A 23064-nucleotide genomic window follows, 5' to 3' on the forward strand; every position below is an offset into this window, starting at 1 on the left:
AATCAGTCCTTTTTGGCCAGCCGGGCAGCCAACGCCTCGTGCTCTTTGAGGGTCAGGGCGAAATGGAGGGTCGGAGCGGCGATCGATTGGAAAATATAGCCGTCCTTATCGCTGCGGATATACCTGCACAGGACGCCGGCAATGGACACATGGGCGTCCTTGTCCACATGCCATGGCACCGCTTGGTAAGGGCGCGGCGGCCTCAACTGAAATGGGCGAGCGCGACGGGCCATGATGCATCACCCCTTCTTGGCCGGGCGGGCGACGACCGCGTCGAAGTCGAGCTTCGCGTACTCGACCAGGCGGAGCTTGCGGGCATCGATTGCGCGGACCACCGCGTCGAAGCCGTAGCCACCGAGCTTGGTTTTTTCCGCGAGGTCGCCGATCGTGGTCTCGCCCTTGAGCTTGCGGAGGACCTTCTCGAGGACCGCGTCGTCTTCTGGCCACGGATCGCGGGTCGCCAGGTTGACCACTTCGGCGTTGAAGAGGTCGACGGCGGCGAGCTTCTGCTCGGTGAACAGACCGACGCCATCTGCGACCGACGGCGGGATTTGCTCGCGGACGAGTTCGACGACGCGGTCGATGCCGCTTTTGACGACGAGAGCGCTCGGCTTCACCGCCATCAGCACGCGACCGATGCCGGTCGTGGTGAATCTGTAATCGAAGATGTGAGTGCGACGAACACCTTCATCGTCGACGTAGGTCACCGGCGGCAGCTGCTCGACTATCTCGGTCACGTCGGGCCGCAGCCTGGCGAGCAGAGCGCAACACCGCTCCAGGATCGACTCGTACCAGACCTTGCGTCCGTCGATCGGCAGGTAGCCATGGACGCTGATGGCCGAGTGCAGCGACATTTCGCGACTGGCGAGGCTCGGCAGGGGATCGGGAATGAAAGCGGGGCACGGCCGCGGTGGCCGCAGGTTGGGGTCGGGCATCAGATAGTCTTCCAGGGTCATCAAGCTCGACATCGCGGGGTTCCTCCGGGCAAAGTTCCGCCGTTCGCCCGAACGGATGTTCTGGCGTCGGGTGGGGCGTTACGGAAATTTGAGGAGGACCGCCGACGAGGCGCGCTTGCCAATTCCGGACAGAGCTGATCAGCTCTCCGGTGTTCCGTTGGTGGCGTCTGGTCGGCGGTTTCTTCTTGGGGCTCGCCCTTCGAAGTTTCCTCCTCGGCTCCTCCACGACAGGGCAGCTCGGGTTCAGACCGGGCTGCCTTTTCGTTGTGGAGCGGGTGAGAGCGTAGTTGGCGCTTACCTCCTTTGGTGTCGGTTTCGCTCAGCGTGACTCCGCGCGATCGTCTCGGTCCAGCGCAAAGAATCTTGCGACTTCGGGGACCAAGGACTCCGCTCTCGCAATAGTCTGTGGATGCGCCGTGCTTCGAATCCTTGCGGGAGCCCTGGCGGCGTGGCTCGGCGAGACGACGCCGTGCTAATTCCGCTACGAATGAGTCCTTGCGTCCAGCTGCGCTCACAAGACCGTGAGAAACCGCCGTCGACGCACGCTCGATCCCAAGGATTGCTCCCAGAGGGTTTGGCACTCCTCGGTTCCGCGTTCCGGACGCTCCAGCCACATAATTCTCCAAGCCGCCCTAGAGATCGACCCAATCGGCCGTGATGGCGTCCTCGCAGGCGCGCTGCAGGAGTGCCCAGACGGCCTGCCGACGGTCGTGCCCCATCACCCGGAACTCGGCGATGCCGGGCGGCTGGCCGGTCACCGGGTTGGCGGACTGCATGGCGACGACACGGTAGTTCGAGATGTCGTCGAGATAGCTTTCGTTGGCGATACGCAGAGTCGCGATGGTCCGACGCGAGGTCTCGAAGCCACCTGGGAAGATCTCGATCGTCACGACGAGCATGGCGTCGCCTCCTGGTTTAGGTCGTCAAGAACCCGCAACGCCGCGGCCGCCGCGGTGAGCCGCTGCAGGATTCGAGCGGGGCCAGCGCCGGGTCGGAACGCCGCGACCAGGTCGGGAAGGTCGAGATCGGCGGCGATGAAATCGTCGACGTTCGCGACCTTCCGCTTCGCGAACCGGCCGATCGCGGTCTTCAGCACGGCGCCGTTCGGGACCGCGAGCCGGATCGTCATGTCTGCGGCGCCGATCATTGATCGCGGAAGCAGGCCGAGGTCGGCGGCGATGCCCACGACCGATTGGCCGCCCGATAAGGCGAGCGAGACGGAGGCGGAGCTGGTCGAGAACCCTCGTTCGCCGGGATTGGGACCATGCCTGGTCTGCTGCAGCCAGCGCTCACCGAAGGTGCTCCGGAAGTACAGCGAGACTGGCATGACCCAAGCGGTGGTCGGCACGTGGAGGATGGCGCAGATCGCCTGGCTATGGCGGAGGCGGCGCCGCAGGTCGGGCGTCGTGGCTGCCTCGAAGACCGCTCCGACCACTGCGGTGATCGCGTCAGGGCGGTCGCCTCCGGGTGGATCCGCTTCTTCGCCGTCAAGGTAGAAGTTCCCCTCGATCTGAGAATCGTCCTCCTCGTCCTCGAACCGGCCAAGTCTGCGGTCGTAGACGCGGTCGATCAGGACCGCGCCCGACCGCGTTGCGCCGTCGTCACGTCGTTTCGGAGTCATACGGATGACGGTGCCGGAGGGCCGGCGGCCTGTGGGCTTTTTCATGTGCGGGATCTCATCATGGTGGATGGACCGAGCGGTCCGGACGCGAGGTCGATTTCGAGGAGGTCGCTGCAGGCGAGCGACATCACGGCCGTCGACGGATCGCGGTCGCTGCGGATCGTCTCGAGCAGCCGACCGAGCTCAATCGGTCCCTCGTCGGCGAGGGCTTTCAGGATGCGCATCCTGAGCGGGACGGGAACGGGTAGGTTCTTCTGCGACCAGACGAGCCGGCAATTGGAGTAGCGGGGCTCCGCCTTCAGGTCCGCCGCCGTCACGACCAGCTGCTGCAAGCCGAGTTCGCGCAGCGCGATCTGGACCAGCCCTTCGTGGTCGAGGTCACGGACGCGGCGCGCCGGCACCACGTCGAGATGGAAGCGGCCGCCATCGTGCTGCACGACGACGGCGTCTATTTCTGCTACTTGCGCGGCCCCAGCAGGCGCCGACGCAACGTAAAGGATCGAGCGGACCGCCGGATCGAGCGACGCCTGGACGAGAGCCTCGCGGAGCGCAGGGTGTCGCGCAGGGATCGGGGCCGCGGTCTTGGCGGACGAGAAGAGGTGGGGGTGGCCGCTGTGGGGGCGGGGGCGGAACATGATGAAGCATCCGAGGTCGTGGGAGGAACGGGCAGGCTCTCGGTGTGCTTCTGGCTGTCGGTGTCCATGGCCGTCCCTTTCAGATCTCGATGATGAGGCGCTCGTTGAAGCTCTGGTTTTCCCAGCTGCGCTGCTCGCCGGGCCACGGGCCGTAGCCCTTGGCGTTGCTCACCACACGGGTCTCGCCCACGACAGCGTCGAAGGACTCGTGCGTGTGGCCATGGAGCCAGAGGTCTGCGGGAAGCAGTGCGCCGCGCCCGTCGTCCGGCGCCGCGACCATCAGTCGCCGGAGGTCGCTGCGGTAGGCGGGGTCGAGCGTGGGATCGTTGCCCGATCCACCGGGCTCATCGGTCATCTCGGGGATCGGCGCATGGTGAGTGACGATCACCAGTTTGCCGTCGCGGGGCTGGCGCATCACGTCCTTCAGGAAAGCCACCGATTTGAAGTGCCGGGTGAGGGCGTGGTGCGGCAGGAAGCGCCGCTGGTATGCCGACATCCGGATCTTCTTGAAGTCGTTCATGCGCTCGCCGGCGACCATCATCGCGCGATGCGCGTCGCCATTAATTCCGAAGTCGGTCCAGAGCGTGCAGCACGCGAAGGTCACGTCGCCGATCTGGACGGTCTCGTTTTCCAGCACGTGCACGTTCGTGCCGGCGGCCGCCGCTTTGGCCTTCTCGATCGTGCGGTCGATGTCGGTGCCATAGGCTTCGTGGTTGCCGGCCAAGTAGATGACAGGCCGGTCCGGCACCCGCGCCAGCAGCCAGGCGACCCCGCGCTCCATCCTAGGAATCAAGTCGCCGGCGACGACCATGGCGTCGAAGTGCGGACGCTCGGCTGGGGGTGGTAGGTCCCAGCCGCGCGTGGATTCAAGATGGACATCGGAGATAGGCCAGAGACGCACGGCGCTACTCCTCGGTGCCACAGGGCGAGCCATGGGCCGCGCCCTCGACGTCGGCGGACCGCCGGAGAAGGTCGCGGTGGCGCTCCCTGAACTCGACCCTCCAATTGCCAACGCCGCCCAACATCACCGACCTCGACTACACGACGGTTAGAAAGGAACAAAGTAGGAACATTAACCAGTCGAGTCAATAGACCAATTCAGTCTATTCCATATAGGTCTATATATTACGGCTTCCGGTCCGGCGAAATTGCCGGTATTTCAGAGGGATGTTCCGTTTTGAGATCGATAAAAAGCCGCCGATTGACGGGGAAAAAGGCAGGCAGCCGGTCTCCGACTCTTGCTGCGACCAGCAACCCATGGGACGGTTTGCGGGAGCGCACAACGCACGGGCAGGGTGATGGCGGACAAAAAGGCAGCCGGAAAGCCGGGGCGAAAGCCGGTGGACGGCACCAAAAAGCAGTTTCTGTCGTCCATGGACCCCGACGTGATCCGAGCCATCAAGGTAGCGGCCGCGGAGCTGGACAAAAACGCGTCCCAGGTCCTGGAAACGGCCGCCAAGGAGTGGCTCGATCGGTATCGCGCGACGAAAAAGTAAGGGGCTCGGGGGCGAGTAACATGTCGGTTCTGAACGTACGTCAAGCATGCAAGGTGAGCGCGCTCGTTAAGCGCGACGACCTCGTCGACCAGATCGCCAATCTCGAGGATCTGAATGATCCCAAGAAGTTGGACGCTGGCGAGTTCTTCCGCCGAAACCATTTTACCGAAGGTCTCAAGCGCCTGCTGCAGACCGGCTTCGCGCGCCTGAGCGGCAAGTCCGACACCGGCGCGTTTTACCTCTCTCAGTCGATGGGCGGCGGCAAGACGCACAGCCTGATCACTATGGGTCTTCTCGCCCGCGACGAAGCACTCCGTCAGCGCATCGACCCAAAGTTGGCCGAGACGGCCAAGTTCGGGTCCGCCAAAGTCGTCGTCTTCAACGGACACCAGAATCCGCGCCACTTCTTGTGGGGTCACATTGCCGAGCAGCTTGGCCGCGCCGACAAGATGTCCCGTTTCTGGCAGAACGGCGCAGACGCGCCGGGCATCGACGACTGGATCGCCACGATCGGTGACGAGCCGGTGCTGATCCTCCTGGACGAGCTCCCCAGCTACCTGCAGATGGCCGCCGGCCGCACCGTAGGTGAATCCACGCTCGCCGACCTCACCATCGGCGGCTTGGAGCGGCTCTTCAACGCCCTCCCCAAGCTCCCCAAGGCGTGCGTCGTGGTCACGAACCTGAAGGACGACATCTATGCCCAGGGGTCCGGCAAGCTCAGGACCCTGATCGACGACCTCACCAAGCAGTACGACAAGTTCGCTACGGCCATCACGCCCGTCCAGCAGAATTCCGGCGAGGTTTTCCAGATCATCCGGAAGAAGCTGTTCGACCAGCTGCCCTCGAACGATGTCGTAGAAGACCTCGCGCAGTCTTACGTCGATGTCCTGAACTCGGCCAAGAAGATCGATTCCATCGCCTCGGTGCCGGAGACCTTCATCTCTCGCGTGCGGGAGACCTATCCGTTCCATCCGTCGATCCGGGACATCGTCGCTCGCTTCAAGGAGAATCCCGGATATCAGCAGACCCGTGCGCTGATCCGCATCCTTCGCCTGGCCGCACGGAACGCGATGGAGTCGAGCGAGAACACCTTCCTCATCGGCCTGCAGCACCTCGACCTCAACGACATCGGGACGCTCGAAGAGGTCCGGAAGATCAACCCGCATTTCTCCAACGCCATCGCCAAGGACGTCGCCGACCAGGGCAACGCCCTCGCGGAGCGCATTGACGCGAATATCGAGCCGCCCGCATCGACGACCCAGGCCGTCGCCAAGCTGATCCTGATGTCGTCGCTGTCGCTGGCCAAGGAGCCGCTCAGGGGGCTCCGCGAGAACGAAATCGTCGAAAATCTCGTCGACCCGCTGCTCAAGGTCTCGGAGATCAAGAAGGCGATCGGCGAGTTGGCCGGCCAGTGCTGGTATTTGTTCCGCGGCACTGATGAACGCATCTACTTCGGCCAGACCGCGAACGTGACCGCCGAGATCACGGACACGGCCCGCAGCCTCGCCGAGGAGGTGGTAGACGCCGAACTTCGCGAAAAGATGAAGGTGGTCTTCGCCGCCAAGACGGGGCAGCTCTACGACTCCGATATGGCGATCCTGCCGTCCTTGGATGAGATCACCACGCCGGATGACAAGATCCGTCTCGTCATTCTCGAGCGGCCCTCCCACGACCTTCCGCCGGCGTTCGTCGACTGGTGGACAAATCACTGCGAGAGGCCGAACCAGATTCTGGTGCTGTCGGTGGACCACAATGCGGTTGGCACGTTGCGCGCCGCCGCCCGACAGATGAAAGCCATCTCGATCGTGGAGAAGGCCGTTCTTCAACGGACCGGCAAGGATTCCACTCAGTTCAGGGAGGTCGAGACCATCGTTTCGCGGGCGGCCAACCAGTTCACATCGGCCGTCCGGGACTCCTTTAAGACCGTGGTCTTCCCTGTCGGCAAGGGGCACCGCGCCGCGGACCTAAAGATGGAGTTCAAGGACAACAACTACGACGGCGAGCAGCAGATCATGACCGTGCTCGCCGAGCGGGGGAAGTTCATCTCCTCCGCTGAGATCGATAAGAAGTTCGACACGCTTCGATCTTACGCGGAAGACGATCTGTTCGACGCCGACGCGGTCCCGGTCGCCGACCTCAAACGCAAGGCCGGCGCCCGGACCAGCTGGTACTGGCTGCCTCCCGGCGGGCTCGACCACCTGATCAAGACGAGTGTCGCCCGCAAGCTCTGGCGAGAGCACGGCGGGCTCGTCTACAAGACCTTCGAGCGGGTCACGTCGGTTACGGCGCGCGTGGAGCCCGCTGGCGACGCGCACGTCCGCGGCACGTACATTCTGAGCCTGTCGTCCGAAGATGCCGATACGATCTACGTCTCTGAGACCGGCGTGCCGGATCCTGCTCGATCGGAGAAGGTTTCCGGCCGGCAGTATGAGACGGCGGCCGCGACGGTCTGGTTCATGGCGGTCGATTCTACCGGGAAGGCGGCGACAGGTCCTGCATACCCGTGGTATGCGCCGATCGACGTCAAGCCGACGCTCAACTCTTCCTCGTCGGGGATGAAGCTGTCGGTCTCCGTGATGCCTCGGTCGGCCGTGGTGCTCGCGACGTTCGATGGAAGTCCGGCCCGCGAGGGTGCTGAAATCACGACCGAGACGAAGGTGCCCCCTGGGACCGAGATGGTCCGCGTCATCGGCAACGTCGATGGCCGGTATGGTCAGGAGATCTCCATCGTGGTGCAGCGGCCCCGTCGTGGCGGCGGGGGAGGCGAACCGGTTCCGGCGAAGCCGGAGTTGCAGGACGGTCTCCCCGTGTTCGTCAACTACGTGGTCGAGTCCAAGTCCACGCCCCAGGCCTACGAAATCATCGAAGCCATCAAGGCGGCGACCGGCTCCCTGGTCAAAGGCGGCAGGATCGAGGTGATGGGGGGCTCCGAACACGACTTCTTGGCCGCCACCTTCGGCGACACCATCGCGCTGGATTCGGAGACCATCGAGACCTTGGTGAGGACCCTTGCCGGCAAGGCGGGCACGCTCGATCCGACCGTGACCTTGCAGATCAACTCGATCCGTTTCGGGACCGGGCGTGACTTCAAAAACTTCGCCGACAAGTTCGCCATCGACTTCGAGAAGGCGAATTGGTCGCAAGGGCCCGACGTCTAGGACCAGGCGAAGCGTCAAGCGTATAAGGAGATTTCCATGTCGGGCTTCGATTGCGAAGACCACTATCTGGAGCACTGCTACCTCGTCCAGATCCCGCGAACCGTGAACGGTAGCGTGATGATCTTCGAGGTCTTCGGTGAACGGCCGCCCGCCACTGTCGCGGTGCTCGAACCTGAGGTCGTGCTTCGCGCTGAAATCGCGAAATCCAAGTGGGATATGATTTCGGACGAGCTGCGAACAGAGTTCAACCGGCGGCTAAAGTCCGAGCGGAAGAAGGCCGGCCGGTGGTCGGTTGCCAACAACGGCGTGCAGAGGCTTCTCGGGAAGGAGCTTCTCGTGCTGGCGTGGGCGGTCGAACATCCCGACATCACGGAAGAGCGTGTGGCCGTCGCCGTCCGCAATTGGCTCGGTCTGAAGCCGGAGGAGCGCTGGTGGCTCTACACCATGACCGCGGCATCTACCGGCCTGGCCCATCAGGTCGGGCTCGGATGGCGCGACGCGCTCCGCAGCGCGCTTTGCTTCGGCACCAACAAGGACTCCTTCAATTTGGGCGTCGTGATGGGACGGGGCCGACTCCCGGCGCGGAAGAACGAGGGCCACAAGGAGAAGCCGACGTCGAGCCGGGCTCGGATGGAGTTCGATGCGTTGCGGGCCATCGGCCTGCGCAGTCGGGAAGCGTTCGCGTAAGGGATGCCTATGAACATGCACACGAAAGCTGCCGATGTCGTATCGAAGAGCTTGGCGCAGGCGCCGGCGTTCATCGAGCGACAGTTTCCGGTGAACAGAGTGTCGGCCGAGGTCCACAAGGAACGCAAGGCGATCCACGGCCAGATTCTGACGTCGCTCGGCTCCTATTGGAAGGGCAGGAAGCCGCTGCTGCTGGTGCGGGCGTCCATTCTTGGCTGCCTCTTGCCGGCGACCGACAAGCCGCTTCAGGATCTCCGTGTGTTCCTGCTTCTCATGGGGATGGATGATCGCAGCATCGCCAAGCGCATGAAGGCAATCAAGCCAGCGAACATCGACCCGACCTGGCCGCGGTACGCCGAACTGGTCGCCGAAGGTTCAAAGCCTTCGTGGAGGGGCGATCTTTCGAAGGAAGATCGCCAGTCTCTCATCCGTGAGTGGTTTTCCGGGTTGCCGTTCAGCCAACGCCTCGCGCTGAGTCTTCGCCCCGACGAATGCGAGGAAGATCTCCACGGGGGCATCTGGGAGGAGGTCAACGCCCATCTCGGGACCACCTCCAACAGCCTGCCGGAGTTGGTCCAGCAGCTCGGGGTCATGCGTTTCGGTCATTCGCCGCGCGTCGCCGATTTGTTTGCGGGCGGCGGGTCCATTCCTTTCGAAGCCGCGCGGATCGGCTGCGATGCGGTCGCGACCGATCTCAATCCGATCGCTTGCATGTTGAACTGGGGAGCGTTCAACATCATCGGCGGAGGCGAGGCCGCACGTCTCTTGTTGGCCGACGCCCAGCAGAAAGTCGTCGAGGCTATCGAAGCTAAGCTTGACGAGCTCGGGGTCGAAACTGACGCGAGCGGTCGCCGGGCGAAGGCGTACCTTTATTGCGTCGAAGTGACCTGCCCGAAGACTAAGTATCGCGTGCCGCTGGCGCCGTCTTGGGTTATTTCGAAGAACCTGCGGACCATCGCGAAGTTGGTGCCGCGGCCTGAAAAGAAGACATACGACATCGAGATCGTCACCGGCGCCACCGACAAGCAGCTCGAGGCCGCCGAGAAGGCCGGAACGCTGATCGACGAGCGGGTCGTTCACCCCGCTAACCCCGATCGGGAAGGGGTCGCGCTTTCCGTTATCCGAGGCGACCGCAAGGGGGACGCCGGCGAGAACGTGAACCTTCTGCGCAAGTGGAATCGCGAGGACGTTGTTCCGCGCAAGGACGACGTCTTCGGAGAACGACTCTACTGCATTCAGTGGATGCGCGATGGCGCGACCGAGGCCGAAGGTGACGACGACCTGGACGCGGCTTCAACCTTCTACGCTGCCCCCACGAAGCGAGACCTGGCGTCGGAAGCCAAGGTGACCCGAATCGTGCAGGAGTCGCTGGCCGATTGGCAGAAGCGCGGGCTTGTGCCCGACCAAGTCATCGCCCCCGGCGAGAAGACGGACGAACCGATCCGCACGCGCGGATGGACGCACTGGCATCACCTGTTCCTGCCGCGGCATTTGCTTTTCGGAGCGCTGGCTCTCGAGGAGATTGCAGCGATCAAGGATCCTTTCGTCAAGGGCTCTCTCTTGATCGGCTTTTGTCGCACTCTCAACTACATGTCCAGATTGACCCAATGGTTGACGCGCAAGAAGCCGGAGAACGCCGCCGGCGGCTTCTCGGACGTCGTAAACCACGTCTTCTATAACCAGGCCCTAAATACGTTCTATAATTTCGGTTGCAGGGCTTCGGTGGGCCTCCTGCCCAGCATGAAGAAGGCGTTTCCGTCGATTGGTCTTCCAGGGACCGGGCGGGTATCGACCCGCGAAGCGAGCGCGATCGATACCGAAAGTGACATCTACGTCACCGATCCGCCTTACGCGGACGCGGTGAACTACCATGAAATCACGGAGTTCTTCATCGCCTGGGCGAGGAAGCTTGGCCGGAAAGTCTTCCCAGATTTTATCTGGGACTCGCGCCGCGAACTCGCGATCAAAGGGGTCGACGAGAAGTTCAGAACCGACATGGTCGGCGCCTACAAGGCGATGGCGGCGCACATGCCCGACAACGGGATCCAGGTGGTCATGTTCACCCACCAGGATGCTGGGGTATGGGCGGATCTCGCCGCGATCATGTGGGCCGCCGGCCTCCGCGTCACGGCCGCCTGGAACGTGATCACGGAGACCGAGAGCTCCACTAAGAAGGGTAATTACGTCCAAGGCACGATTCTTCTGGTGGTGAGAAAGCGACTGGAAAAGCACAATGGCCGCCGGATGGACATCGAGGGTGAGATCGAAGACGAGGTGAAGGCCCAGCTTCGGTCGCTCAATGCCATCGATGAAGAATGGCGTGCCGAACGTCTCTATACCGACGGCGACCTCCAACTGGCCGCCTACGCCGCGGCGCTGCGGGTCATCACCTCCTATGAGACGATCGACAAGCAGGATGTCGGATCGGATGTGTTCCGGAAGCTCGCCAAGGGCGAGAAGACCGTCATCAGGGATCTCATCGAGTACGCCGCCTCGGTGGCGAACAACATGTTGGTGCCGGAAGGTTTCCAGCCTTCGCTTTGGCGAGACCTGGACTCGGCGTCTCGTTTCTACGTCCGGATGCTCGACATGGAGCACAAGGGCATCAGCAAGTTCGCAGATTTCGAGAACTTCGCGAAGACGTTCGCGCTATCGTCCTATCAGCAATTGATGGGAGCTACCCAAGCAAACAAAGCTTCTCTCGCCGGCGCCGGCCGACTTGAGGGCAAGCACATGGAGCCCGGAGGGTTCGGAGAAACCCCTCTGCGCCGGGTTCTTTTCGCCGTGTTCAAGACGATGCAGAAGGACGACCCCAAGATCGGCCTTTCCTTCCTGAAGACCGAGTTTGGCCAAGACTATTGGACGGCGCGGCTCACCCTCGCCGACATGGCCAGCTATCTCTCGGCCAAGACCGTTCGGACCCGGCCAGACGAGAGCGCGGCAGCCAATCTGGTCGCAGAAGCTCTTCGCGTCGACAGGCTCTGACCGATGGCGGTGCAGCGATTCTCTTCCCGTCGCACGCCGCTACATGAGGTCCTTTCGGAGCGCCTCAAGCGGGCGAAGCGGTACGACCGCATCGCCGGTTATTTCAGGTCCTCCCTCCTTGACGTGGTCGGCGAGGAACTGGCCGCGCTCGATGAGATCAGGGTCGTCTGCAACGGCGAACTTGACCCGGCCGACGTGGCAGCGGCGAAGGTGGCCAAGGCCGCCAAGGAAGGCAACGACGCCGTCGCCAAGACCTTGGTCTCGCTGTGGCAGGGCACCGAGGACTCTGTCGATGCTCATCTGAAGCGAGATCGTTACGAAAAGCTCCACGATCTTTTGGCTTCCGGACGGCTGAAGGTCCGGATCCTGCCGCGGGGTGGGTCGGTCTTCGTGCATGGGAAGGCCGGCGTCGTCTACTTCGCCGACGGCACCACGACCGCCTTCGTCGGCAGCATGAACGACAGCGTGTCGGGGCTCCGGGACTCCTACGAAATTCTCTGGGAGGACGAGGATCCGGAAGCGACCGAATGGGTTCGAGACGAGTTCGAGTATTTCTGGAACCACCCTAATGCAATCGATCTTCCCGATGCCGTGATCAAACATGTCGGGGCGATCGCGAAGCGTTCCGAATATCGTTCCATCGAGGAGGCCCGCGAGGCCGAGACCGGTCTGGTGCCGCCGGCCGCCATCTTGGCCGACCGACCGGTCTACAAAGGCGGCCAGATACTCCGCGCTTGGCAGAAGCGGTTCGTACAGACCTGCGTCGACGATTGGAAGATCTACGGTAAGGCCCGCTTCATCATCGCAGACGACGTGGGGCTCGGCAAAACGCTGTCCATGGCTGCGGCGGCCATCGTCCTCTCCATCTTGTCGAGCAAGCCTGTCCTGATCTTGGCGCCGGCGACGCTGACCTGGCAGTGGCAGGACGAGATCATGGACATGCTCGGCGTCCCGTCCGCCGTATGGTCGTCCAGCGACAAACAATGGATTGATCCGAAGGGATTCCCGCTGACGATCAAGGGCGATCGCGATCAAGTGGACCGCTGTCCAATGCGCATCGGCATCGTCTCGACTGGTCTGATCATCAACGGCGACGAGGAAGGTGAGCGCGGAATACTGTCCAAAAAATCGTTCGGCGTGCTGATCCTGGACGAAGGACATAAGGCCAGAGCCAATCGTCGAGGCGAAAGCCTGGATGCGGAGAGCTACAATGCCCTCATGACTTTCATGCGCCACATGGCGGCTGCAGCGGACAATGTCATCGTCGGCACCGCCACTCCCATTCAACTTCAGGCAGTCGAGCTGTGGGATCTGGTCAGCATGATCGCGCAGGGCGCGGCCCATGTGCTTGGTCTCAGCCCTTCCCCTTGGGCTAAGCCGGAATCCATTGAGTACCTCACTGGGCGCCGGCCATGGCCGACCGAGCCCGACGCCCAATGGGAGCTTCTGAAAAATCCGCTGCCACCTGCGGGGGAGGGGGGCGTATTCCGCGAGATCCGGACTGCCCGTCGGCTGGCGCCCGGCGAGGTCAGGGGACCGCGCTTTGAGGTGTTGCCGCCCAGCCTGCGGAGCACAATTGGTCGCAGCTTCCAGAGCCTGGTCGAACGCGCCAATCCGATATTTCGTCGGGTCGTCCGGCGCTCGCGCCGGATGCTGGAACAGCGCGGGTTGCTCAAGGCGATCGCTGTCGAGGTCCATCCGTCCCACAAGGACGAGCTTCCCAGCGAGCTTTTCTCCGGGCAGGGGCTCTCGATGGGCTTTGCCTTCGAGCAGGCCTATACGAAGGCGTTGGAGTTTTGTGAGCTCTACGCCAGCGCGCGGCCGCGGGCCGGTTTCATGAAGACGATTTTGTTGAGGCGCATCGGGTCGTCCGTGCAGGCGGGCTTGAACACCGCGGCCGCGCTTCTGCGATCGGGCGAACCGTCTTCCTTGGATGGCGACACCACCGACGACCTCTTCAAGGAGGACCGCGCCAAGATCCCCCTGACGTCGGCGGAAAGGGCGGTTCTGGAGGAAGTTCAGAGAAATCTTGAGATCGTCAAGCACGGGGCGGAGCAGGACCCCAAGCTGTCCGTAATCCTACACTACCTCCGGAACATGCGTTGGTTGGAGACGCATGGTTCCATCATCTTCAGTCAGTATTTCGACACGGCAGAATGGGTGGCGACCTCCTTAGCAGCCGAGTTCCCGAAGGAGCCGATCGGCCTCTATGCCGGCCACGGCAACTCGTTCGTCTACCAGGCGGGGCAGCGCATCTACGCGGAGCGCGAGCTCATCAAGGAGAAGGTCAAGAACGACGATATTCGGCTGCTGGTCGCCACCGACGCCGCTTGCGAGGGGCTCAATCTGCAGCGGCTCGGGAGCCAGATGAACGTCGACATGCCATGGAATCCGTCCCGCATCGAGCAGCGAAAGGGGCGCATCCAGCGCATCGGCCAGTTGCGGGACGTCATCCATGTCGTGAACATGCGCTACGCCGGCACGGTCGAGGACGACGTGTATTCCGTTCTGTCGGAACGGTTGGGCGATATCTTCGCCGTGCTGGGCCAATTGCCCGATTCATTCGAAGACGCCTGGGTGGAGGCCGTTCTCAAGGACCGTGAAGCCGTCCGCTATTTCCCGCAACGGGTCGAGACGATCAGCTCTCCGATGGAGAAGCGCTACTGGAACGACGTGGCCGACGACGCCGGCCTCGACTGGGAGTTCACGGAAAAGGTGCTCTCGGCTCACGACATCGAAGCGCACATGCGTCAGGGATGGCGGTAGCAAAAAAGTGGTCATTCACCTCAGTCGTGCAGGACAGACGAGGGGCGCGCCAGCGGGCGGATAAGGGCCGGCAACTTTTGACGCAGCCAACCGGTGAACTGCTTCGCCGTCACACACGGACACGAACAGGCCGTCGCGGATCGAAACTCGACCGACGATGATCATGACAAACCCCCCGAGACCATGATTGGAGCGTCGCACGCACTCGGCCGTGTTCCTGATGTCGACCTGCGACGGCGACGCGCGGTGTTCGGGGTGGGTATGCCAGCAGCCAACAAAATGCAGGTCACGTCGGAATCTCTCCTCGATTTCCAGTCGCTCGGCCTGGATATCGGGCGAATAGGAGTATCGGCCCCTCCGGTCGCCCCGGCGGGGGCCCGTAGCCTCGACGACGTCGATGAGCGGAAGATCGAAGCGTGCGAACAGGAGTCCACCGGCTTCCCGGTGCCATGGTCGCATTTGGCGGTTACGGTCGAAATGTCGGATCACGGAAGCATCCAGCCGCAGCGACTGCCCGGAAGCACCGATCTCGAACTCCATCACGCTGCGCGGACCGCTGCTTCGAGAGGCTGCCCCCATTTGCGCTTCACGACCGTGTTGCCCTCAAGCGCATGCGGAGCAATCTGCTGAATTGCAGGGCTCCAACGCCCGCCTGCAGCCGCGAGCTGCTCACCGTCTCCAAGCCAGATGCGGTGAGTACCGCGGGCATCGCCGATCCCACCAAGGAGGCAATCCAACGCCGCTTTTCCAATGAGAGTGATCACGGAGCCGAGCTCTACGGGGCCATACGGCGTGAACGCAGCGCCGCAAGCCGGCTCATACATGCGGGGTTCCTGGTCCCATTCCGCCGCCATCAAATAGGGTTCACCAGTCGAATTCACCCCGTCGCGGAGCCGGCCCGTCGTGGCCGAAGACACGATAACCGCATGTCCGGCGACCGCGTGCGGCTCGGTCCAGCCGTAGACGACCGGGAACTTCATGCCACCAACGACGTGCCATTCGTCGAGCATCGACTCGCTGGGCCAATCACCCAAAGCCGAAACTATCAGGTCGACGCCGCCGAGCAGCCCGTCGTTCTCCAGCAGCAGCCGCTGCACAGCTGCAAAATGCGCCTCAACTTGCATGTGAGGAAGGTCGGTCCGGATGCGTTGCGCGAGTTCGACGGCCTTGCGCCCATTGATTGATCTGACGCCGAGCGGGTGCCGCCCGATGTTTGCCGCCTCGATCTTCTGCTGATCGACCAGGATCAGCTTTCCGACGCCGGCGCGGGCTAGGTTGACGGCGACGGGCGCCCCGACGGAGCCGCAGCCTAAGACGGCAACCGTCGCGTTCCGCAGCTTGGCGAAACGCTCGTCATGGCCGCGTCCGTGGATCCATGACCCATCGGCGCGATCGACGAGAGCCTTGCCAACCAGGGCCGCCCCGAACAGGCGCGCGTTGAGAATTTGCGCCGGCATCCGGGAAGGTCGGAAGCCCCGAGTAATCGGATCGCTATTCCGGGATATCCGCGGCCGCTTGACCACGGAGGCAACGATCGCTGGTCCGTTTTCAGTTGCTGCACCGAGGGCGACGAAGATCCGGTCGCGCCCCGCGCACGCCAGCCTGTCGAGATCGTCCGAGAGGCCATGCTCGGCGACGAGCGCATAGATATCCTTTGCGGTCCGAGGATACTCGGAGGGAAGCGGCACTTCGTCGAGCCAAACGAAGATGCCATCATGCAGGCGGCGCTCAAAGGAGGACATGGCCGGGTCGAGATTTGCCAGCCAAGCATCGAGCTGACCAGCCTGGTCGCCGATGACGATCCGCTTGCGGCCCTCCCAGACCTTGATCACCCTCGACGGCGGCGCGGGGTCGAGCACGGACAGTAGGGGCGGATCCAAGTTTTCCGCGGAGTTCGACCAGTAGGACAGGAATTCCGCTCTGAACTCGGCCTCCACAGCACCGACCTCGCCAAACCTGCCAATCATCTCGCGCGCCATGTTGAGCAACCCCACGACAGCTCCGAAGGGGTCATCTACGCTAACCGTCGCGTGGCTCGGCAGCACGCACAACAGACCGTCCCTCTCGACGTGAGGCCAGGTCAGAAAGCCGGGCCGATCGACGAGTGCGACGCGGGCGGGCACGAAAGGAAAGCCAGCGGTAACCAACACGTCGAGCCGACGTACTCGATCAGGAAATTCGATATGATGTCGCCAACCGGCTACAGCACCGTGGCCGCGATACGTCGACAACTGCGCTGCCGACAGCCTCTCGGCTCGCTCGCCGCACGCCCACCACCGGGCCTCGACCTCATTGAGGGCCGAGTTGAACCGGTCGGGGAGAGCTTTGAGGCCCTCAGGCATTCCGCCGATCCCCGTGCAGCTGGACGGCGGAGCTCCGGGCCTGCGCCTCGTTGCGAACCAGTCCACCGGTCAGGATCGTGGGCGCCCCGGGACCACGTGTGGCACGCTTCTTCGCGCGATCGGCCATGCCGAGACCGACACCCTTCGCCAGATGCTCGGCGATCAACTGCTCGTTGGACAACACGGCTACGTACTCGAAGTCCTTCCGAGCCTGAGCGAGCCACTGGTAAAAGGCGGCCTTGCGCTCCGGGCACTTGCTCCATTTGTCGGCGAAGTTCTCCGACCGGTCGCTCGGATTGGCGATCAGGACCTCACCACCACCCCGCTGCACGATGTAGCGGTCCATCCCGCGGAGAATGGAGAATAGTGCGTCCGCGATCTTCCGCTCGCCGCCATAGGCGTGGGCGGCCAGAGTAGTCAGGATTACGGAGATCGGCCGCTCGTCGAAACGGTCGGCGAAAGCGATGTCACGGTGGCGCTTGAGAATCATTACCGCGCGCTGCAGGGGTGTCCGTAACTTGTAGTCGGGCATGGGCTCGGTGCTGTCCAAAGCGACACTCCGGCCCTGTTCGCGCCCCTTTGCCATGCAGGAACGGAACCAGTCCAGATATCCCCTCGGGTTAGACCGCGGCCAGTCCTGCGAGATCATCCTATAGGTGGGATGATCGACGTCTGTGATGGCGATCGCGGTGCCGGCGAAAGCCGCATCGAGACCAATTCTCTCCAAGCGTGACCGCTGGTCGGCGGCATTCGGAATGCCCGGCGTGACGTCCATGTGGAACTGCGCGCCATCCGCGTACACCAGCGTCCAACAGCGGCGGCGTTCCTCGACCGGATTCTTCATGCTCTGGCTGGCGGCATAAGACCGGATTTCCTGGCCAAGCCGACGCTTCAGCTCCGCCTGGCTGATCTGGCCCTTGGTCAGGTTACGAAATTCGCAGACGGCGTCCACGTCGTAGTGCTCGTCATCGCTGATCGGCGGAATCGCCGTCCCGAGCCCGAACGATCCCTGGACATGCACCTGCGGATCGAACTGGCGGATGCTCGACACAGACCGGTTGAGCCAATCACCGAGGGAGCGGTAACTTGTCTCGGCTTGTTCGTATCGATATTGCGGAATCTCAAGCTCCTCAGCGAGGGCTTCGAGAGTTTTTGCGGCTTCGTCGGTGGTGGGGAAACGCGTCTGGACGTTCATTTTGAGCTCCAATCAGCGGGCGTGTTCGAGGCGATGGGTGAGAGCAAACCCGCCCAACTTCTGGTTCTGGTCGTAGATCGAGAGTGAGGGGTGGGCCTTCGGCTGCCATGACCGACCTGCCTCTATGGCGATCGAGACCGGCACGGCGGGAAACACGTGCACCGTGGCGTCCTCGCCGTGGGCGAGCTTGATGTCATCGAGTGTCCGCCGGAACAGCTTGGCGAACGCCGCGACGTCATCGGGGCGCCGCACGATGTCGTTGTGCGGGTCGGCGGCGGCGATCGACCAGACGGAGACGTCGGCACCGAGAACTTTCGTGACCCGTTCGTCGGCGATGGGAGCGCTGATCTCCAACTTGAGAGCGACGGGACCCCCGATCCGCCCCGGACGAGCCAACACGCATTGCATCGGTGCCGTCGACCTGTCCCACTTCCAGCCCTTTGGATCCCGTAACAACTGGCGGACCTCGGCGGTGGCGATGTCGGAGATTAGGCGGCCGAGCTCGAACAGCAGCGGGATCGGCGCGAGCCCGAACACGGCGAGACGCTTGATTTCCTGGCGCTCCATCCTGCCGCGGACCTTCTCGTTGAATACGGTCTGCAGGTTCTTGACGTGGGTCGGCCAGTAGGCCGGATCCTCGTCACGGAGTTCGAGCGTGACGAGGTCGAGGTCGATCCAACCGTCGTCGAGCGGATAGCGGTCGGGGAGCAGGGACCACTTGACCGCACCCTTCTCGACGGGCGACTCGTTGGCACCGATCTTGGCGGCGTAGCGGATGACGTGGCTGCCGAAGTCTTCGTCGATGCCGGTGACGATCCGGATGCGCTCTTCGTGGCGCCGCTTCATCGCGACGAGCACTTCCTCCGGGTGCTCTGCGACCATTTCGCGGTCGAATACGCGGTGGTGGGTGTCGCAGACCAGCATGAGGTTGTCGACGTCATGCGCCAGTTTGGGAGACCGAACCGGATCTCCGCGAGGCCCGTCGGCCGAATCGGCGACGATGTGCCCGATGTAGGCCTTGTTCGCATTCGCGGCGCCGGAGATCTGGTCGCCGACGAGGGAATGGTTGCAGCCCCTGTACTGACAGCGGCCAGCGGCGCGACCCCACAAGATGTTCTGGATCTTGGTGGGAATCTGCTTGCGCTTCGGCCTCGCTGCGGGCGCGGCCTCAGTCTCCGGGATGTCTGCAACCAAACTCATACGTACTTTTTTCAAGGATTCATGATTCGTTCGTCGCGCCACTTCGCGGCGAAGACGAAGCTCGCCGCGAAGTCTTATCTGATGTCGCCGGCGCCATCGGCGCCGGGCAGAACGGGCAGCTACCCGCCTAGGGACACTTATTCAGGGGACACGTTTTCCCCGTGGCCGCAGCGGCCCTTCGGGCCGCCCTTGGTAGATGCCCTGCTCGGACTCCGGCTCAACAACAATCATTGCGAACTATCGCCCCTCACGAACACCCCGTCGTCGAGCCGCACGTATCGCACTTCATACACGTGCCATTCCGCACCAGCGTGAAGTTGCCGCACTCGCTGCACATCTCGCCTTCGTAGCCCTTGGCTTTCGCTTCCGCGCGGCGCTCGGCCTTGCTGGGCACCGCGACTTGCGCGCTGCCGGCCTTGCTCCATTGCAGGGCCTCGAGCTTCTCGGTGGGCGAGAGGTCGTGGGCCACTTCCTGCTTCAGCGCGACCGCGCCTTCCAGGACGTCGCCGGCACGGCCTGCGCCGTGGGAGGCGAGCGAGGTGACCTTGCTGCCGCCTGATGGCGCGCTGTCGTTGCCTTGCGCGACTGCGGTCGAGCCGCCGCGCATCACCACGAGGTTGTCGGTGCGGGAGCGGGTGAGGCCGCGCGACACCAGCTTGGACGCGCCGTGGCTGTGATCGCCCGGCTCCTTGCCTTCCTCGACGCCCTTGCCGAGCACGTCGAACCCGGTCTCGCTGGGATCGACATGGGCGAGGTCGAAGCGGCTGAGATAGCTCACCGCCAGCTCGCGGAAGACGTAGTCGAGGATCGAGGTCGCGTATTTGATGCTGTCGTTGCCCTGCACGGGGCCCGCCGGCTCGAAGCGGGTGAAGGTGAAGGCGTCGACATATTCGTCGAGCGGCACGCCGTACTGGAGACCCAGCGACACCGCGATGGCGAAGTTGTTGATGAAGGAGCGAAGGGCCGCGCCTTCCTTGTGCATGTCGATGAAGATCTCGCCGATGCGGCCGTCGTCATACTCGCCGGTGCGCAAATAGACCTTATGTCCGCCGACGACCGCCTTCTGGGTGTAACCCTTGCGGCGATCCGGCATCTTCTCGCGCTCGCGCATCACGATGATGCGCTCGACCAGCTTCTCGACGATCTTTTCCGAGACCTGGGCGGTGCGCGCCGCCATCGGCTTGTCGTAGAGATGCTCGATCGCATCGTCCTCGTCCTCGTCGTCGGCGATGAGCTGCGAGTTGAGCGGCTGGCTGAGCTTGGAGCCGTCGCGGTAGAGCGCGTTGGCCTTGAGCGCCAGCTTCCACGACAGCATGTAGGCGGACTTGCAGTCCTCCACGGTGGCGTCGTTCGGCATGTTGATGGTCTTGGAGATCGCGCCCGAGATGAAGGGCTGAGCGGCCGACATCATGCGGATGTGGCTCTCGACCGAGAGATAGCGCTTGCCGACCTTGCCGCAAGGGTTGGCGCAGTCGAACACCGGATAGTGCTCGGCCTTGAGGTGCGGGGCACCTTCCACCGTCATCGCGCCGCAGATGTGGACGTTGGCCGCCTCGATCTCGCGCTTGGTGAAGCCCACGGCCTGGAGCAGGTCGAAGCCGGGGGCCGCGATCGCCTCGGCGCCGATGCCGAGCTGGTCGCGGATGAAGTCTTCGCCGAAGGTCCATTTGTTGAAGGCGAACTTGATGTCGAAGGCGGTCGGCAGCGCCTTCTCGACCTTGGCGATGGCTTCATCCGTGAAGCCCTTGGCCTTCAGCGTCGAGGCGTTGATGCCGGGCGCGTTGGAGAGCGAGCCGTGGCCGACGGCGTAGGCCTCGATCTCCGCGATCTCGCTCTCGCGATAGCCGAGCGCCCGAAGGGCTGCGGGGACCGCGCGGTTGATGATCTTGAAGTAGCCGCCGCCGGCGAGCTTCTTGAATTTCACCAGCGCGAAGTCAGGCTCGATGCCGGTGGTGTCGCAATCCATGACGAGGCCGATCGTGCCGGTCGGCGCGATCACCGTGGTCTGGGCGTTGCGATAGCCGTGCTTCTCGCCGAGCTCGAGCGCCGCATCCCATGCCGCTTGCGCATGCGTCACGAGGTCTCCTTGCGGGCACGACACCAGGTCCATCGGCACGGGGTTGACGCTGAGCGCCTCGTAGCCGTTGGACTGGCCGTGGGCGGCGCGGCGGTGGTTGCGGATCACGCGCAGCATGTGCGCGGCGTTCTTCTTGTAGCCGGGGAAGGTGCCGAGCTCGGCCGCCATCTCGGCCGAGGTCTTGTAGGTGATGCCCGTCATGATCGCGGTCAGCGCGCCGGCGATGGCGCGGCCTTCCTTCGAGTCATAAGACAGACCCATGGTCATCAGGAGGCCGCCGATATTGGCGTAGCCGAGGCCGAGCGTGCGGAACTCGTAGGAGAGCTCGGCGATCGACTTCGACGGGAACTGCGCCATCATCACCGAGATTTCGAGCACGATGGTCCAGAGCCGGCAGAGATGCTCGTAACCCTCGACGTCGAAACGCTTGGAGGGGATGTCGTAGAACGTCAGCAGATTGGCGGAGGCGAGGTTGCACGCCGTGTCGTCCAGGAACATGTATTCCGAGCACGGATTGGAGGCGCGGATGTCGCCGGACGCCTTGCAGGTGTGCCAGTCGTTCATGGTGGTGTTGAAGTGCAGGCCCGGGTCGGCCGACGCCCAGGCGGCGTAACCGATTTTTTCCCAGAGGTCGCGCGCCTTCAGGGTCTTGGTGATCTTCTTGGTGGTGCGTCCCACCAGATTCCAGTCGCCGTCGGTCTCGACCGCGCGCAGGAAGTCGTCCTTGAGCGAGACGGAGTTGTTGGAGTTCTGCCCCGAAACCGTGAGGTAGGCTTCCGAATCCCAGTCGGTGTCGTAGACGTCGAACTGGATGTCCTTGTAGCCCTGTTTTGCAAATTGGATGACGCGCTTGATGTAGTTGTCAGGCACCAGCGAGCGACGGGCCAGCTTGATTTCGCGGCGGAGCGCAGGGTTCTTTTCCGGGTCGAAGCAATCGTCGCCCGAGCCCTCGCAATTGACGCAGGCCTTGAGCACCGCCTTGAGGTGCTTCTGGTTGATCTTGGATCCCGTGACGAGAGCCGCGACCTTCTGCTCCTCCTTCACCTTCCAGTCGATATAGGTCTCGATGTCGGGGTGATCGACGTCGACGACGACCATCTTGGCGGCGCGGCGCGTGGTGCCGCCCGACTTGATCGCGCCCGCGGCGCGGTCGCCGATCTTGAGGAAGCTCATCAGGCCGGACGAGCGGCCGCCGCCGGAGAGGCGTTCGCCTTCGCCGCGCAGGCGCGAGAAGTTGGAGCCGGTGCCGGAGCCGTATTTGAACAGGCGGGCTTCGCGGACCCAGAGGTCCATGATGCCGCCCTCGTTGACGAGGTCGTCACCGACGCCCTGGATGAAGCAGGCGTGCGGCTGCGGATGCTCGTAGGAGGATTTCGAGCGGGTCAGCTTGCCGGTGAAGGGGTCGACGTAATAATGGCCCTGGCCGGGGCCGTCGATGCCGTAGGCCCAGTGCAGACCGGTGTTGAACCATTGCGGCGAGTTCGGCGCGACCATCTGCATGGTCAGCATGTAGCGGAGCTCGTCGTAGAAGGTCTGGGCGTCCTCGTCGGAGGAGAAGTACTTGCCCTTCCAGCCCCAATAGGTCCAGCAGCCGGCGAGACGGTCGAACACCTGCTTGGCCGAGAGCTCGCTGACATAGCGCTCTTTCTCGGGCAGGAGGGCGAGCGCCTCGGTGTCGGGCACGGAGCGCCACAGGAAGGAGGGGACGGATTCTTCCTCGACCTTCTTCAGGCGCGCGGCAACGCCGGCCTTGCGGAAGTACTTCTGGGCCAGGACGTCGGAGGCGACCTGCGACCACGCGGTCGGGACCTCGACATTGTCGAGCTTGAACACGACCGAGCCGTCGGGATTCCTGATCTCCGACGTGGTCAGCCGGAACTCGATGCCGGCGTAAGGTGACTGTCCCGAAGTGGTGTGGCGCCGCTCAATCCGCATGGTCTTGCCCC

The 23064-nt window shown here is 63.4% G+C and carries 15 protein-coding genes; 4 read left to right on the forward strand and 11 right to left on the reverse strand.

Annotated features, from left to right (window positions below; translation table 11 throughout):
* Positions 1-2: 2 nt before the first annotated feature.
* The 6 genes from BRA471DRAFT_RS38355 to BRA471DRAFT_RS17995 all read right to left on the reverse strand — a co-directional run bounded on the left by BRA471DRAFT_RS38355 (position 3) and on the right by BRA471DRAFT_RS17995 (position 4113).
* Entirely contained in the window at positions 3-233 is a 231-nt protein-coding gene (locus BRA471DRAFT_RS38355; protein WP_007609653.1) for a hypothetical protein, read from the reverse strand.
* Between the two features lie 6 nt (positions 234-239).
* The gene (locus BRA471DRAFT_RS17975; RefSeq protein WP_007609655.1) at positions 240-968 is read right to left on the reverse strand and encodes a hypothetical protein; all 729 of its coding nucleotides are present in this window, start codon (positions 966-968) and stop codon (positions 240-242) included.
* 620 nt (positions 969-1588) lie between these two features.
* Positions 1589-1855, reverse strand: a complete 267-nt coding sequence (locus tag BRA471DRAFT_RS17980; RefSeq protein WP_007609660.1) for a hypothetical protein — start codon at positions 1853-1855, stop codon at positions 1589-1591.
* Positions 1843-2622, reverse strand: coding sequence for a hypothetical protein (locus tag BRA471DRAFT_RS17985; protein ID WP_007609661.1), 780 nt, complete (start codon positions 2620-2622; stop codon positions 1843-1845). The genes BRA471DRAFT_RS17980 and BRA471DRAFT_RS17985 overlap by 13 nt, the downstream gene beginning before the upstream one ends.
* Positions 2619-3212: a hypothetical protein gene (locus BRA471DRAFT_RS17990; protein WP_007609662.1), complete on the reverse strand. Its 594-nt coding sequence runs from the start codon at positions 3210-3212 to the stop codon at positions 2619-2621. Before BRA471DRAFT_RS17990 ends, BRA471DRAFT_RS17985 begins: the two co-directional genes overlap by 4 nt.
* Positions 3213-3291: 79 nt before the next feature.
* Entirely contained in the window at positions 3292-4113 is an 822-nt protein-coding gene (locus BRA471DRAFT_RS17995; RefSeq protein WP_035974064.1) for a metallophosphoesterase, read from the reverse strand.
* Positions 4114-4413: 300 nt separating this feature from the next.
* Here BRA471DRAFT_RS17995 and BRA471DRAFT_RS18005 point away from each other — a divergent pair, with 300 nt between their 5' ends.
* The 4 genes from BRA471DRAFT_RS18005 to BRA471DRAFT_RS18020 are packed head-to-tail and all read left to right on the forward strand — an operon-like array spanning position 4414 to position 14304.
* Positions 4414-7866 (forward strand): DUF499 domain-containing protein, encoded by a 3453-nt coding sequence (locus BRA471DRAFT_RS18005; RefSeq protein WP_231170937.1) that lies wholly within the window; start codon positions 4414-4416, stop codon positions 7864-7866.
* Between the two features lie 36 nt (positions 7867-7902).
* Positions 7903-8553 carry a DUF3780 domain-containing protein gene (locus BRA471DRAFT_RS18010; RefSeq protein WP_007609672.1) on the forward strand — a complete coding sequence of 217 codons (651 nt, stop codon included), beginning with the start codon at positions 7903-7905 and terminating at the stop codon, positions 8551-8553.
* Positions 8554-8562: 9 nt separating this feature from the next.
* On the forward strand, positions 8563-11538 hold the full coding sequence (locus tag BRA471DRAFT_RS18015) for an anti-phage-associated DUF1156 domain-containing protein (protein ID WP_007609675.1): 2976 nt from the start codon (positions 8563-8565) through the stop codon (positions 11536-11538).
* A 3-nt stretch (positions 11539-11541) separates the two neighbouring features.
* On the forward strand, positions 11542-14304 hold the full coding sequence (locus BRA471DRAFT_RS18020) for a helicase-related protein (protein ID WP_007609676.1): 2763 nt from the start codon (positions 11542-11544) through the stop codon (positions 14302-14304).
* Between the two features lie 15 nt (positions 14305-14319).
* Here BRA471DRAFT_RS18020 and BRA471DRAFT_RS18025 read toward each other — a convergent pair whose 3' ends face one another.
* The 5 genes from BRA471DRAFT_RS18025 to BRA471DRAFT_RS18045 all read right to left on the reverse strand — a co-directional run bounded on the left by BRA471DRAFT_RS18025 (position 14320) and on the right by BRA471DRAFT_RS18045 (position 23053).
* A complete protein-coding gene (locus BRA471DRAFT_RS18025; protein ID WP_007609677.1) occupies positions 14320-14844 on the reverse strand; it encodes a Mov34/MPN/PAD-1 family protein in 525 nt (174 codons plus the stop codon).
* A complete protein-coding gene (locus BRA471DRAFT_RS35800; RefSeq protein WP_007609680.1) occupies positions 14844-16646 on the reverse strand; it encodes a ThiF family adenylyltransferase in 1803 nt (600 codons plus the stop codon). Before BRA471DRAFT_RS35800 ends, BRA471DRAFT_RS18025 begins: the two co-directional genes overlap by 1 nt.
* On the reverse strand, positions 16639-17841 hold the full coding sequence (locus BRA471DRAFT_RS18035) for a nucleotidyltransferase (protein WP_007609681.1): 1203 nt from the start codon (positions 17839-17841) through the stop codon (positions 16639-16641). Before BRA471DRAFT_RS18035 ends, BRA471DRAFT_RS35800 begins: the two co-directional genes overlap by 8 nt.
* 12 nt (positions 17842-17853) lie before the next feature.
* Positions 17854-19041, reverse strand: a complete 1188-nt coding sequence (locus BRA471DRAFT_RS18040; protein ID WP_007609683.1) for an SAVED domain-containing protein — start codon at positions 19039-19041, stop codon at positions 17854-17856.
* A gap of 247 nt (positions 19042-19288) precedes the next feature.
* Positions 19289-23053: a vitamin B12-dependent ribonucleotide reductase gene (locus tag BRA471DRAFT_RS18045; RefSeq protein WP_007609684.1), complete on the reverse strand. Its 3765-nt coding sequence runs from the start codon at positions 23051-23053 to the stop codon at positions 19289-19291.
* Between the last annotated feature and the right edge of the window lie 11 nt (positions 23054-23064).

The organism is Bradyrhizobium sp. WSM471 (genome assembly GCF_000244915.1).
In the GTDB taxonomy this organism is placed as follows: Bacteria; Pseudomonadota; Alphaproteobacteria; order Rhizobiales; family Xanthobacteraceae; genus Bradyrhizobium.